Origin of the sequence: Streptomyces sp. BBFR2 (assembly GCF_044497305.1) — a bacterium.
Lineage (GTDB): Bacteria > Actinomycetota > Actinomycetes > Streptomycetales > Streptomycetaceae > Streptomyces.
Genome location: NZ_CP172415.1, coordinates 6,325,965 through 6,338,772, shown reverse-complemented (window position 1 = coordinate 6,338,772; position 12,808 = coordinate 6,325,965). Strand labels below are relative to the sequence as shown.

Sequence of the window (12,808 nt, the reverse complement as noted above, 5' to 3'; positions counted from 1 at the left end):
GATCCGTCTCACCCATGTACGCAGCATCGTCCGCCGTGACCGCCACCGTCCGGACGTACCGTCACCAGCCCGCGGGCGGCCGGCCGTACCCCGATCCGGCCGCCGGTGCGCAGACGGTGCCCGGGCTCGCGGGCGGCCGGGTCCGGCGGGCGGGTGTGGTCGCCCAGCCGCTGAGCGGGAGGCTCGATCTGTCCGGCCCGCAGGGCGCCCCGCTGCGTGCCGCCGTCGCCTCGGTGCACCGCATCTGCCCGGAGTTCCACCCGGTGCAGGTGCTGCGGCGCGGCGGCCGGTCGGTGCTACTGGTCGGCACGACGGGGCGGACCACGGCGGTCGCGAAGTGTTTACTGGACCACTCCCCGGCCTGGGTCGAGCGGTTCCGGCAGGAAATAGTGGCGTACCGGGCGTTCGTCCGGCACCGTCCCCCGGTGCGGGTGCCGCGGCTGGTCGCCGCCGACCCGGACAACTGCACGCTGGTGGTGGAGCGGATGCCGGGCCGCGTCGCCGCCCTCCAGCGCCACCCCTCCGAGGCTCCGGCGCGCGGGGACGTGCGCGCGGCGCTCGGCGCGATCTGCCGGGTCAACCTCTGGCGGCCGCCGCCCGGACTCTTCGACGCGCCGCTGGACTACGGGCGCCGGATCGCCCGGCACCACGCGTCGGGGCTGCTGACCGACCGGGACCTGGACGATCTGCACAAGCTGCTGCGCGGTATCCCGCACGGTCAGGGCCAGTTCTCGCACGGCGACGCGCTGCTCAACAACGTCCTGCTGTCGCCGATGGGCCCGGTGCTCCTCGACTGGGACAGCGCCGGGTGGTACCTGCCGGGCTACGACCTGGCGACGCTGTGGGCGCAGCTCGGTGAGGCGCCCGGGGCGCGCCGGCAGATCAGTCAACTGGCGCAGGCGGCGGGCCCGGCGGCGCGGGACGCGTTCCTGGTCAATCTGATGCTGGTGCTGACGCGGGAGATCCAGCGGTACGAGAGCGCGGTGCAGCGCACGATGCGGGAGCCGGTGCCGGAGGGCACACCGGCGGCGGGCGTGCCCGGCGCCCTGTCGGCGGGGGAGGAACAGCGGCTGTTGCTGCGGCGGTTGCACGACGACTCCCAGATGGCCCGGCGGGCGGTACGGGCGGCGGTCGGCACCCGCTGAGCGGTCGGACGGAGGGGCGGCGCATCCGGAAGGGTGCGCCGCCCCTCCGCCGTGCGGGGTTGAGGGCGCGCGGGCTCCGGCGCCGGTGACGCGGCCGTCACTGGTCCATTCCACTGACGCCCCGCAGGCCGCGGGCCGATCCCGGGAAGACTGCCTCCGTACCGCGCTGACATGCGAAATCCCGCGGTGGCCGGGTGATTGACGGATGGTCGGACAGCCGATACCTCTAGGCCGGTCGGGCTCGCGGAGCGAGTCCCGTCCCGTTCGGACGTCTGCGCATCACCCGTCACAACGCCCCGGCCGGGGCCGGTCCCAGGAGGTTGCCTTGCGAAGACTGCGAAGAGACCGGAGCGACGGGCCGGAGGGCGGGCGGCGCGCCTCCCGCCCGGCCGCACGCCGCACCGCGACGGCCCTCGCCGCCGGGGCGCTGCTGCTGCCGCTGGTGTCCGCCACCGGACCGGCCGGGGCCGCCGAGCCCGCGGCGGACAGCCTCCAGCGGGCCTTCACCGAGGCCGCCGCCCGTTACCACGTACCGAGCAGCGTGCTGCTGGGCGTCGCCTATCTGGAGTCCCGCTGGGACGCGCACGGCGGGACGCCCAGCGTGGACGGCGGGTACGGGCCGATGCATCTGACGGACGCCCGCGCGGCGGTGGCCCGGACGGTGGCGCGCGGCGGCGAGGCGGACGGTGATCCGCGGGGCGACGCCGCGCGGCCGGTCGCCGCCGGGCGCCGGGCGGCCGCGCCGCGGCGGCTGCCCGCCGAACTGCCCGCGCGGCTGCGGACGCTGCCGCGGGCGGCGGAGCTGACCGGCATCCCGGCGGCGAAGCTGCGCAGCGATCCGGCGGCGAACGTGCTCGGCGGCGCGGCGCTGCTCGCCGCGGAGCAGCGTGCGCAGGGGGCCGCGCGCGACGCCGGTCCGGCGGGCTGGTACGCGGCGGTGGCGCGGTACGCCGGGGCGGGCGACGCGTCCGGCGGGCGGGTCTTCGCCGACGAGGTCTTCGACACGCTGCGGCGGGGGCAGGCGCGGACGACGGACGCGGGGCAGCGGGTGACGCTGGCGGCGCAGCCCGCGCTGCGCCCGGACGCCGCGCAGGCGGAACGTATCGCCTCGGCGGGGCGGCGGGCGGCCGTACCGGCGGCGCGGCCCGAGTGCCCGGCGTCGGTGGCGTGCGAGTCGGTCCCGGCGCCGTACGAGAGGTTCGGGGACGACGACTACGGCAACCACGACAAGGCCGACCGGCCGAGGGATATCGAGGTCGACACGATCGTCATCCATGACACCGAGGGGTCGTGGGAGACGTCGCTGAAGCTGGTCCAGGATCCGACGTATGTGTCGTGGCACTACACGGTCCGCTCGGCGGACGGGCTGATCGCCCAGCACGTGCCGACGAAGGACGTCGCCTGGCAGGCCGGGAACTGGTACATCAACTCCCACTCCGTCGGCATCGAGCACGAGGGGTTCCTGGCGGCTCCCGACGCCTGGTACACGGAGGCGATGTACCGCAGCTCGGCGCGGCTGGTGACGTATCTGAGCCGGAAGTACGGGGTGCCGCTGGACCGGCAGCACATCCTGGGGCACGACAACGTGCCGGGGACACAGACGTCGGCGATCCCGGGGATGCACACCGACCCCGGTCCGTACTGGGACTGGGCGCACTACTTCACGCTGCTGGGCAAGCCGTTCGCGGCGCAGAAGCGGGCGGCGGGCGATCTCGTCCTGATCCGGCCGGACTACGCGGCGAACCGGCCGCCGTACACGGGGTGTGAGAAGGCGGGCGCGCCGTGTGCCGCGCACGGGTCGGAGGCGGTGCGGCTGCGCGTCGCGCCGGACGCGGACGCGGCGCTGGTCAAGGACGTGGGGCTGCGGCCGGACGGCAGTGCGTCGACGACCGATGTCAACGATGTGGGGGCGCGGGCCAGCACCGGTCAGCGGTTCGCGTTCGCCGGGCAGCGGGGCGACTGGACGGCGATCTGGTACCTCGGGCAGCGGGCGTGGTTCGAGAACCCGGCGAAGCGCCCCACGGCCTTCCGTACGGCGGGGGCGACGGTGACGCCGAAGGCGGGGCGGGCGACGATCCCGGTCTACGGGCGGGCGTACCCGGAGAAGGCGGCGTATCCGGCGGGCGTGCCGGTGCAGGAGGTGTCGCCGCTGCCGTACCTGCTGCACGCCGGGGAGCGGTACGCGACCGGCGGGAGTGTGCGCGGGGACTACTTCTTCGCGCCCGGCTTCGACACGGCCACCCACGCCGTGGTGCGGGGCGAGGACCGGTACTACGTGATCCAGGTGGGGCACCGGATCGGGTATGTGCGGGCCGCGGATGTGGACGTGCGGCGGGGCGGGGCGTAGGCACCCGCACGGGGGCCGGGGGCGGTGGTCCGCTCCCGGCCCTTCGCCGTTCAGTGCTGCTGGAAGAGTTCGGCCGGCAGCGGCTTGAGGAGGGCGTAGAGGTCGTCGGTGATCGGACGGTCCCAGCTCGCGATGGTGACCAGCACGCCGTCGCTGCGGTCGAACTGGGCGCAGGAGATGCGGCTTTCGGAGCACTTGATGCGCTTGACGATGAGGAGGTTGTCGTCGTGCATGACGGGGGTGTCCTCGCTCTCGACGACCTCCACCGGCTCGTCGTTGCCGAGCGCCGCCAGGAGCTGGGCGACCTCGAACGGCACCTCGCCGTCGTCCAGCTCGCGGGCCGGGGAGCCCTCCGGGAGATTCCCGATGATCATCGCGGGGCCGCGGCCGCCGAACAGGTCGTAGCGGAGGAAGACGCCCTGGCAGGTGCCGTCGGGGGCGGGCAGCAGCCCGGCTCCGAGGTTGCCCGGCCAGTCCCCGGGATCCATGGCGAGGACGTCGAAGTCAGGCCCGGCGGGCGTGGCTGCGCTGCGGCGGCGGAGGAAGGACATGCCGCCATCGTACGTGTCCGGACAGCGGTGGGCGGACCCGGAGGCGGGCCCCCGGCGGGCCGGGCGGGGGCCTCGGGTGCGGGGCGGCGCGCGGGCCGGGCGGCGGGCCCCGGGCGGCACACGGGCCGGGCGGCGGGCCCCGGGCGGCACACGGGCCGGGCGGCGGGCCCCGGGCGGCACACGGGCCGGGCGGCGGGCCCCGGGCGGCACACGGGCCGGGCGGCGGGCCCCGGGCGGTACACGGGCCGGGCCCCGGGCGGTACACCGGCCGGGCTCCGGGCCGGAGGGGTGCGCCGGTCCCGGCCGGGCGGGTGCGGCCGAGTCCCGGCGGCCCGGCCGGGCGGGGCTGCGGCTGCGGCTGCGGCTGCGGGGGCAGGAGGGCCCGGGTGCCGTCCTCCCGCCCCCGCTCATCCCGGTGGCTCGTCGCCGACCAGCCACATCGAGAAGAACTGGGCGCCGCCGCCGTAGGCGTGGCCCAGGGCGCGGCGGGCGCCGTCGATCTGGTGCTCCCCGGCGCGGCCGCGTACCTGGAGGGCGGCCTCGGCGAAGCGGAGCATGCCGGAGGCGCCGATGGGGTTGGTGGAGAGGACGCCGCCGGAGGGGTTGACGGGCAGGTCGCCGTCGAGGGCGGTGACGCCGGACTCGGTGAGTTTCCAGCCCTCGCCCTCGGCGGCGAAGCCGAGGTTCTCCAGCCACATCGGCTCGTACCAGGAGAACGGTACGTACATCTCGACGGCGTCGATCTCGCGGCGCGGGTCGGTGATGCCGGCCTGGCGGTAGACGTCGGCGGCGCAGTCGCGGCCGGCGCGCGGGGAGACGAAGTCCTTGCCGGCGAAGAGGGTGGGCTCGCTGCGCATCGCCCCGCCGTGCAGCCAGGCGGGCGGGTGCGGGGAGCGGGCGGCGCCGGTGCGGTCGGTGAGGACCATCGCGCAGGCGCCGTCGGACGAGGGGCAGGTCTCGGAGTAGCGGATGGGGTCCCAGAGCATGGGGGACGCCTGGACCTTCTCCAGGGTGAGATCGGCCTCGTGGAGGTGGGCGTAGGGGTTCTTCAGGGCGTTGCGGCGGTCCTTGTACGCGACGAGGGAGCCGATGGTGTCGGGGGCCTTGCTGCGGCGCATGTAGGCGCGGACGTGCGGGGCGAAGAAGCCGCCCGCGCCGGCGAGCAGCGGCTGCTGGAAGGGGACGGGCAGGGACAGGCCCCACATGGCGTTGGACTCGGACTGTTTCTCGAAGGCGAGGGTGAGGACAGTGCGGTGGACGCGGGCGGCGACGAGGCCCGCAGCGACCAGTGCGGTGGAGCCGCCGACGGAGCCGGCGGTGTGCACCCGGATCAGGGGTTTCCCGGTGGCGCCCAGCGCGTCGGCGAGGAAGAGTTCCGGCATCATGACGCCCTCGAAGAAGTCGGGGGCCTTGCCGAGGACGACGGCGTCGATGTCGCGCCAGTCGAGGGCGGCGTCGTCGAGGGCGCGGCGGGCGGCCTCCCGGACGAGTCCGGCGAGCGAGACATCGCGGCGGGCGGCGACGTGGGCGGTCTGGCCGATGCCGACGACGGCCACGGGCTCCTTGCTCATGACTCCCCCTCCAGGACGGCGACGAGGTTCTGTTGCAGGCACGGGCCCGAGGTGGCGTGGGCGAGGGCGCGGGCGGATTCGCCGCGCTGGATGCGGGCGGCGGCCTCGCCGATGCGGATCAGGCCGGCGGCCATGACGGGGTTGGCGGCGAGCGCGCCGCCGGAGGGGTTGACGGCGGTGTCGTCGCCGAGCCGCAGGGCGCGGCGCAGGATCACCTCCTGGGAGGTGAACGGGGCGTGCAGTTCGGCGAGGTCGGCGGGGCGGTCGAAGGCGCCGGCGCGCTCGGCGGCGAGGCGGGTGGAGGGCGAGGCGGTGAGGTCGCGGACGCCGAGGGAGTGCGCCTCGACGCGGTGGTCGATGCCGCGGATCCAGGCGGGACGTGCGCACAGTTCGCGGGCCCGGTCGCCGGCGGCGAGGATCACGGCGGCGGCGCCGTCGCCGATGGGCGCGCAGTCGCCGCGGCGCAGCGGGGCGACGATGTGGTCGCCCTGCGGGCGGGCGCCGCGCAGTTGGGCGTGCGGGTTGTCCGCGGCGGCGGCGCGGGACCGGGCGGCGACGGCGGCCAGTTCGTCGTCGCAGGTCAAGCCCGCGTCGAGGAGGGCTTGGGCCTGGAGGGCGGCGAGGGCGACGGAGTCGGGCCACAGCGGGGCGAGGTAGTACGGGTCGAGCTGGCGGGTGAGGACCTCGCGCAGATCGCCCGGGGAGGACTTGCCGTAGGCGTAGACGAGGGCGGTGTCGGCCTCGCCGGTGAGGAGGGCGACCCATGCCTCGTACAGCGCCCAGGCGCCGTCCGCCTCGACGTGGGATTCGGCGATCGGCGGCCAGGCGCCGACGGCGTCGAGGGCCATGGTGAAGGAGAAGGCGCGGCCGGCGAGGTAGTCGCAGGAGCCGGAGCAGGTGAAGCCGATGTCGCGGGCCTTGAGGCCGGTGGCGGTCAGGACGTCGTGGAGGACGGGCAGGACCATCTCCGCCTCGGAGACCTCGCGGCTGTCGGCGGTGTGGTCGCTCTGGGCGAAGGCGACGACGGCGATGTCGCGGGCCGGGGCCGGCATCAGATCAGCTCCTTGTAGCTGTCGTAGGCGGCGTCGGGTTCGCCGGTGGGCCGGTAGTGGTCGGGGTAGCGGCTGCCGTCGCGCCAGACCGGTTCGACGCGCAGGCCCATGCGGACCTGGTCGTACGGGATGCCGCCGATGCGGGCGTGGAGCGGCAGTCCGGCGCCGTCGAGGGCGATGTGGGCGTAGACGTAGGGGACCTCGATGTCGAGGTTGCGGGCCTTGATGTTGACGATGCAGAAGGTGGTGACGGTGCCGCGGGGGCCGGCCTCGACCTGCTCGGTGGTGGCGACGCCGCAGGTGGGGCAGGCGCCCCGGGGCGGGACGTAGACCTTGCGGCAGGCCGGGCAGCGCTCGCCGAGGGTGCGGCGTTCGGCGAGGCCGCTCAGGTAGCGGGAGTGGGCGCGGCCGGGCGCGTAGGTGTAGTCGAGCCGGGCGGGAAGGGTGACGCCGGTGACGGGGTCGGTGAACTCGCCGCTGTGCGGGGCCGGTTCGGCGGGTTCGGGCGCGGGCCCGTCGTCCGGGGTGAAGCAGGCGATGTCGGTGACGGCTCCGGTGCGTTCGGCGGCCCAGCGGATGCGGACGCGCATCCCGGTGCGGACGGCGTCGGGTCCGGGGACGTCCAGGGCGTGCAGCAGGGCGGTGTCGGCGCCGTCGAGGCGGACGAGGACCCAGGCGAAGGGCGTGGCCAGCGGCTGGCCGCGGCGCGGGGCGGGGTTCCAGGCCCAGGTGGTGACGGTGCCGGTGGGGGCGACCTCGACGAGGTCGCGCAGTTCGTCGCCGGTCTCCGGGTCGTACTCGGTGGGCGGGACGAGCGTGCGGCCGCCGGCGGTGCGGATGCCGAGGACGGTGCGTTCGCGCAGCCCGGTCAGGAAGGCGCCGCGGACGGGGCCGAGGGAGCGGGTGAAGGGGAACTCCACGACGAGGGGTGCGGTGAGGGTGTCCGCGGGTGCGGCGGGCTCGGGCGTGACCTCTGGCATGCGGGCTCCTTGGGTGGGCGCGGGGCCGGGGCGCGCGGGGTGCGGCGGGTGCTTCCGGCGGTGGGGCGCGGGCCGGGTGCGCGGTGCGGTCAGGCGCGCCGGAAGACGGGCGGGCGCTTCTCGGCGAAGGCCCGCGCGCCCTCCTTGGCGTCGGCGGTGTCGAAGACCGGCCGGCCCCGGGCGAGTTCGGCGGCGAGGCCGTCCGCCTCGGACAGGTCGGCGCTCTCGTACACGGACGCCTTGACCGCCTCCACGGCGAGCGGGCCGCAGGCGTTGATCCGTCCGGCGATCTCCAGGGCTTTCGCCAGTGCCCCGCCGTCGGGGACGACATGGCCGATCAGGCCGATCCGGGCGGCCTCGGACGCCGGGTAGGGGCGGCCCGTGAGCAGCATCTCCAGGGCGTGGGTGCGGGAGATCTGGCGCGGCAGGCGGACGGTGGAGCCGCCGATCGGGAAGAGTCCCCGGGCGACCTCGAAGAGGCCGAAGACGGCGCTCTCCCCGGCGACGCGGATGTCGGTGCCCTGGAGGATCTCGGTGCCGCCGGCGACGCAGTGGCCCTCGACGGCGGCGATGACCGGTTTGCGGGGGCGGTGGTGGCGCAGCATCGCCTTCCAGTGCAGGTCGGGGTCTTCGCGGAGCCGTTCGCGGTAGTGCTCGCCGGTCATGCCGTCGCCGGCGAGGGCCTTGAGGTCCATGCCCGCGCAGAAGGTGCCGCCGGCGCCGGTGAGCACGATCGAGCGGATCGTGTCGTCCTCGTCGGCGGCGCGCCAGCCGTCGTACAGGCCGACCAGCATCGGCAGGGAGAGCGCGTTCTTCGCCTCCGGCCGGTCGAGGGTGAGCACCAGGGTCGCCCCTTCGCGGTGCACGGTGAGGTGTTCCGTCCCGCCCATGTCCGTCTCCCGTCTGTGGACGCAGAACAGGGTGCAGGAGCGGTACGGCGACTTCAAGAGTTTTCTGACACCCAGTCAGATTTCTTGGCCGGAGCCCTTCCCTGCTGCCGCGGGCGCCGCTCTAATGGCCGCCGAGCCGCCGCCCGGCACGGTCTGGAGGAGACGTGGAGTACAACCTGGCCGACCTCTTCGAATCGATCACCGACGCGGTCCCCGGCCGCGAGGCGCTGGTCTACATCGACCACCCCGGCAGCGGCGCCGAACGGCGGCTGACCTACACGGAGCTGGACCGCGCGGCCAACCGCCTCGCCCACCACCTCGCCGGTCAGGGAGTCGGCCCCGGCGACCACGTCGGGCTCCACCTCTACAACGGCGTCGAGTACCTCCAGACCCTCTACGCCTGCCTGAAGATCCGCGCCACGCCCGTCAACGTCAACTACCGCTACGTGGCGGACGAGTTGGCCTACCTCTACCGGGACGCCGACCTGGCGGCGCTGGTCTTCGACGGCGAGTTCACCGCGCGGGTGGCCGCCGCCGCCCCGCACGCGCCCGGACTGCGCCATCTCGTACGGGTCGGGCAGGCGCCCGCGGGGGCGCCGGTGCCGGAGCCGGTGCCGGTGGCGCTCGCCGACGCGGAGGCGGCCGGGTCGCCGGAGCGCGGGTTCGCCCCGCGCTCCGGCGACGACCGGTTCATCATCTACACCGGCGGCACCACCGGGATGCCCAAGGGCGTGCTCTGGCGCCATGAGGACCTGTTCTTCTCCGGCATGGGCGGCGGCGCCCCCACGGGTGAGCCGGTGACGCGGCCGGAGGAGGTCGCGGAGCGGGTGGCCGCCGGGGGTGAGGGCATCGTCTTCTTCCCGACGCCGCCGCTGATGCACGGCACGTCCACGCTGACCGCATTCATCGCCTTCCACTTCGGCCAGAAGGTCGTCCTGCACCGCAAGTTCGTACCCGAGGAGGTGCTGCGGACCGTGGCGCGGGAGAAGGTCACCAGCGTCTCGCTGGTCGGTGACGCGATGCTGCGGCCGCTGACCGACGCGCTCGCCGGTCCGCTGCGCGGCACCGACTGCTCCTCGCTGTTCAGCGTCTCCAGCTCCGGCGCGGTGCTGTCGGAGACGGTCCGCGCGCAGTTCACCGCGCTGGTACCGCAGGCGACGCTGCTCAACAACTTCGGCTCGTCGGAGTCCGGTTTCAACGGCACGGCGACCGACGACTCCGGGCCCGACCGGGGCTTCCGGGTCCGGGTCAACCCGCGGACGGCGGTGGTCGATCCGGCGACGCGGCGGCCGGTCGCGCCCGGTGAGGTGGGCCGGATCGCGCTGCGCGGCCATGTGCCGCTGGGCTACTACAACGACCCGGTCAAGAGCGCCGAGACGTTCTTCGAGGCGGACGGCGACCGCTGGGTGCTGCTCGGCGACATGGCCACCGTCGACGCGGACGGCGTCGTCACCGTCCTGGGCCGCGGTTCGCAGTGCATCAACTCCGGCGGCGAGAAGATCTATCCGGAGGAGGTCGAGCAGGCGCTCAAGGCCCACCCGGACGTCTACGACGCGCTGGTGGCGGGCGTTCCCGACGCCCGCTGGGGCAGCCGGGTCGCGGCCGTCGTCCAACTCCGGCCGGGCGCGGCTCCCCTGGACACCGATGCGGTACGCGCCCACTGCCGCTCCCGCCTCGCCGGGTACAAGATCCCCCGCACCGTGGTCGTCACCGAGCGGATCCGGCGCTCCCCCAGCGGCAAGGCGGACTACCGGTGGGCGAAGGCGGTGGCGGCGGAAGGCGGCGAGGGATGAGGGGCCTCGGCGGGCCGTGCCCGGACCGGCCGGGTCACGGGGCCGGTACGCCGTCCGGGGCCAGATCGCGCCGCATCGCCGCGCGGAGGGCGCCGAAGGCGTCGTTGTAGGCGCCGGTGAGCCGTTCGTAGGCGGCGTCGCCCGCCACGGCACCGTCGGCTGTGCCGTCCCGGAGGTCCCGCAGGGCGCGGAAGACGGCGACGGCGCCCGCGGGCGGCGCCATGATCTCCATCTCGTGGCGCGGGCCGTGGGCGTCGGCGCACGCCTCCCGCGCCCGGTGTCCCCGTTCGGCAGGCGGCCGGTCGGCCTCCCGGGCGGGCACGCGGAGATCGTTTCTCGCCCGGGCCGACACCGCGAGGAAGTCGCGGTGGAGCTGCCGCCGCGTCATGTCCCACTCGTCGGCCCGTTCCCGCCGCCCGCGCCGGTGCTCGACCAGCAGCGCGCTCCCCCTCGCGATCGCCGCTCCCAGTACGGTCGTCAGCAAGGTCATCCAGCTCATGGGGCGGAACCTCCCCGGGCAGCGGGGCGCCGGAAGCCCGGTGGGTGCGTACCCGTCAGCCCCCTGCGCACGAGGGTGCCGGCGCCGCCTCGGCACGCCCCCCGGCTCTCGGGCCTCGGCCCGTCAGCCCCCGCACACCGAACGCACCGCGCGCCCCAACGCCCGGGTGTGCAGGGCGTCCAGCCGCTGCTCGTACCGCACCTCGGTGGCGGCCACGCCCAGAAACACCGGGCAGTACGGCGCGGAGCGGGCTTCCGGGGAGGCGGCGACGGCGCGGACCAGCGCCTCGTTGACGCGGTTGATCTCGCCGCGGACCTTCGCCAGATCGGGCCGCTCCTGCGGGACCCGCGCCGGGTCCGCCGTCCAGACGCGGTACAGCCCGCGCTGCACCACCTTGCTCGCCTCGATCTGGTCGCGGAAGATCCGCCGGGTGGCCGCCGGATCGGCGCCGAGCCGCTCGGCCTGCGCGGCGACGGCGTCCAGCACCTCCCGCTCCCGCGCCGGATCGTCGATCGGCCCGCCGGTGCCCCACTTGGCCGCCGCGACCAGATCGCCGAGCGCGGCCCGCTCGGCGGACAGCGCGGCGAGCGACCGGAGTCGGCGGTACGGGGCGGGGGCGGCCATGCCCTGGACCGGCATCGCGGAGGCGGACGCCGTCCGAGCGGGCGCATCCTGGGCCGGGGCTCCGGTGGAGGTCGCCGCGGACGGCGCGCCCGGGGCCCGGACGGCGTGCGACGGGGCGGTGTGCGCTCCCGCCGTCGCGGGGGTCGTCGCGGGGGCTGCCTGGGCGCCGCCCGCCCCGGCGAGGAGGAGCGCCGCGCTCGCGGCGGCGGGCAGGAGGCGACGCGTCGAGGGGGTCAGTCGCACCTTTCGGCCTTTCTCGGAGGATGGTGCCGGGGGCCGCACCGGCGACCGCACCCGGACCGGGGCGATGAGCTTACGGGCCCGCCGGACCGGCCGGGCACCGTTCCGCCCGGCCGGTCACAGGGGGTGCCCGGTGGCCGTCGGGCCGCACCGGCTGCCACGATGAACGGCCATCGAGGAGAGGCGGGAGCGGCCATGGTCACCTGGGACGCGGAGTCGTTCGACCGGTTCGAGCGGGAGGGGTGGGCCGGGCGCGGCGCGGCGTACCGCGAGGGGTTCGCCCGGCTCAGCGCCCGGTTCGTCACGCCGTTGCTGGACGCCGCGGGTGTCGGGCCCGGCACCCGGCTGCTGGACGTGGGGTGCGGTCCCGGCCCGGTGGCGGCCGCGGCGCTGGGGCGCGGCGCGGAGGTGACGGCGGTGGACGCCTCCCCGGAGATGGCCACGCTCGCGGCGGCCGCGGTCCCCGGGCTCGACGTCCGCGTCGCCCTCCTCGACGCGCTGCCGTTCGCCGACGGGGAGTTCACCGCCGTGACCGGCAACTTCGTCATCAACCACCTGGGGGATCCGGCCGCGGGCCTCGCGGAGGCGCACCGGGTGCTGGCACCGGGCGGGCGGGCCGCGCTGACTTGCTGGAACCAGGAGGCGATGCGGGCGCTGGCGCTGTTCGGGGAGGCGCTGGCGGAGTCGGGGGTGCCGCGGCCCGCCGAGGCGCCCGAGACCGCGCCGTTCCTCGCCGGGTACGACGCCGCCGAACGGCCCGCGGCCTTCCTCCGGTTGCTGGACGCGGCCGGTTTCGCGGACACCGACGTCGAGACCGTACGGCTGCTGCACCGCGTCGACCCCGGCCGGTGGTGGGACGACGTCACGGCCGGCACCCCGATGACCGGGACGGTCATGAGCCGCCTCGACGCCGCCTCCCGCGCGGCGGTACGCCGGATCTACGACCGGAAGGTGGCCGCCCACGCGGTGGGCGACGGCTTCGTGGCCCTGCCCGCCGTGGCGCTGCTGGGCAGGGCGATCCGGGCGGAGTGACGCGGGGCGGGTGACGCGGGGCGGGGCGGCCCCGGGGGCGCCCGGCCGGGCGCCCCGCCACCGCACGAAGCCGACGGCCGGCCG

Annotated in this window: 11 protein-coding genes; 4 read left to right on the top strand and 7 right to left on the bottom strand. The window is 75.9% G+C overall.

All coding sequences use genetic code 11. The features are described from left to right. Window positions 1-14 precede the first annotated feature (14 nt). A complete protein-coding gene (locus ACGH2B_RS26150) occupies window positions 15-1,145 on the top strand; it encodes an aminoglycoside phosphotransferase family protein (protein ID WP_399094729.1) in 1,131 nt (376 codons plus the stop codon). A 334-nt stretch (window positions 1,146-1,479) separates the two neighbouring features. Continuing rightward, window positions 1,480-3,492, top strand: coding sequence for an N-acetylmuramoyl-L-alanine amidase (locus ACGH2B_RS26145; RefSeq protein WP_399097343.1), 2,013 nt, complete (start codon window positions 1,480-1,482; stop codon window positions 3,490-3,492). Window positions 3,493-3,542: 50 nt separating this feature from the next. On the opposite strand, the gene ACGH2B_RS26140 is transcribed toward ACGH2B_RS26145, so the two are convergent. The 5 genes from ACGH2B_RS26140 to ACGH2B_RS26120 all read right to left on the bottom strand — a co-directional run bounded on the left by ACGH2B_RS26140 (window position 3,543) and on the right by ACGH2B_RS26120 (window position 8,536). Continuing rightward, window positions 3,543-4,043, bottom strand: a complete 501-nt coding sequence (locus ACGH2B_RS26140) for a hypothetical protein (protein ID WP_399094725.1) — start codon at window positions 4,041-4,043, stop codon at window positions 3,543-3,545. A 407-nt stretch (window positions 4,044-4,450) separates the two neighbouring features. After that, a complete protein-coding gene (locus ACGH2B_RS26135; RefSeq protein WP_399094722.1) occupies window positions 4,451-5,614 on the bottom strand; it encodes a thiolase domain-containing protein in 1,164 nt (387 codons plus the stop codon). After that, window positions 5,611-6,666, bottom strand: a complete 1,056-nt coding sequence (locus ACGH2B_RS26130; protein ID WP_399094718.1) for a thiolase domain-containing protein — start codon at window positions 6,664-6,666, stop codon at window positions 5,611-5,613. The genes ACGH2B_RS26135 and ACGH2B_RS26130 overlap by 4 nt, the downstream gene beginning before the upstream one ends. After that, window positions 6,666-7,646 carry a Zn-ribbon domain-containing OB-fold protein gene (locus ACGH2B_RS26125; RefSeq protein ID WP_399094715.1) on the bottom strand — a complete coding sequence of 327 codons (981 nt, stop codon included), beginning with the start codon at window positions 7,644-7,646 and terminating at the stop codon, window positions 6,666-6,668. The genes ACGH2B_RS26130 and ACGH2B_RS26125 overlap by 1 nt, the downstream gene beginning before the upstream one ends. Before the next feature lie 89 nt (window positions 7,647-7,735). Next, the gene (locus tag ACGH2B_RS26120) at window positions 7,736-8,536 is read right to left on the bottom strand and encodes a crotonase/enoyl-CoA hydratase family protein (protein ID WP_399094712.1); all 801 of its coding nucleotides are present in this window, start codon (window positions 8,534-8,536) and stop codon (window positions 7,736-7,738) included. A 164-nt stretch (window positions 8,537-8,700) separates the two neighbouring features. On the opposite strand from ACGH2B_RS26120, the gene ACGH2B_RS26115 reads away from it, so the two are divergent. Then, the gene (locus ACGH2B_RS26115) at window positions 8,701-10,329 is read left to right on the top strand and encodes an acyl-CoA synthetase (RefSeq protein ID WP_399094709.1); all 1,629 of its coding nucleotides are present in this window, start codon (window positions 8,701-8,703) and stop codon (window positions 10,327-10,329) included. A 34-nt stretch (window positions 10,330-10,363) separates the two neighbouring features. On the opposite strand, the gene ACGH2B_RS26110 is transcribed toward ACGH2B_RS26115, so the two are convergent. After that, on the bottom strand, window positions 10,364-10,828 hold the full coding sequence (locus tag ACGH2B_RS26110; RefSeq protein ID WP_399094706.1) for a hypothetical protein: 465 nt from the start codon (window positions 10,826-10,828) through the stop codon (window positions 10,364-10,366). Between the two features lie 123 nt (window positions 10,829-10,951). Beyond that, complete coding sequence (gene aroQ / locus ACGH2B_RS26105; RefSeq protein ID WP_399094703.1) at window positions 10,952-11,695, bottom strand: gamma subclass chorismate mutase AroQ; 744 nt, start codon at window positions 11,693-11,695, stop codon at window positions 10,952-10,954. Between the two features lie 192 nt (window positions 11,696-11,887). Here aroQ and ACGH2B_RS26100 point away from each other — a divergent pair, with 192 nt between their 5' ends. Further along, entirely contained in the window at window positions 11,888-12,724 is an 837-nt protein-coding gene (locus ACGH2B_RS26100) for a class I SAM-dependent methyltransferase (RefSeq protein ID WP_399094700.1), read from the top strand. The last annotated feature ends 84 nt before the right edge of the window (window positions 12,725-12,808 follow it).

Bases quoted from the DNA above. Each gene is read 5' to 3' on its own strand.
- ACGH2B_RS26150 (WP_399094729.1), top strand. From the start codon at position 15: ATGTACGCAGCATCGTCCGCCGTGACCGCCACCGTCCGGACGTACCGT.
- ACGH2B_RS26140 (WP_399094725.1), bottom strand. From the start codon at position 4,043: ATGTCCTTCCTCCGCCGCCGCAGCGCAGCCACGCCCGCCGGGCCTGAC.
- ACGH2B_RS26135 (WP_399094722.1), bottom strand. From the start codon at position 5,614: ATGAGCAAGGAGCCCGTGGCCGTCGTCGGCATCGGCCAGACCGCCCAC.
- ACGH2B_RS26130 (WP_399094718.1), bottom strand. From the start codon at position 6,666: ATGCCGGCCCCGGCCCGCGACATCGCCGTCGTCGCCTTCGCCCAGAGC.
- ACGH2B_RS26125 (WP_399094715.1), bottom strand. From the start codon at position 7,646: ATGCCAGAGGTCACGCCCGAGCCCGCCGCACCCGCGGACACCCTCACC.
- ACGH2B_RS26120 (WP_399094712.1), bottom strand. From the start codon at position 8,536: ATGGGCGGGACGGAACACCTCACCGTGCACCGCGAAGGGGCGACCCTG.
- ACGH2B_RS26110 (WP_399094706.1), bottom strand. From the start codon at position 10,828: ATGAGCTGGATGACCTTGCTGACGACCGTACTGGGAGCGGCGATCGCG.
- ACGH2B_RS26100 (WP_399094700.1), top strand. From the start codon at position 11,888: ATGGTCACCTGGGACGCGGAGTCGTTCGACCGGTTCGAGCGGGAGGGG.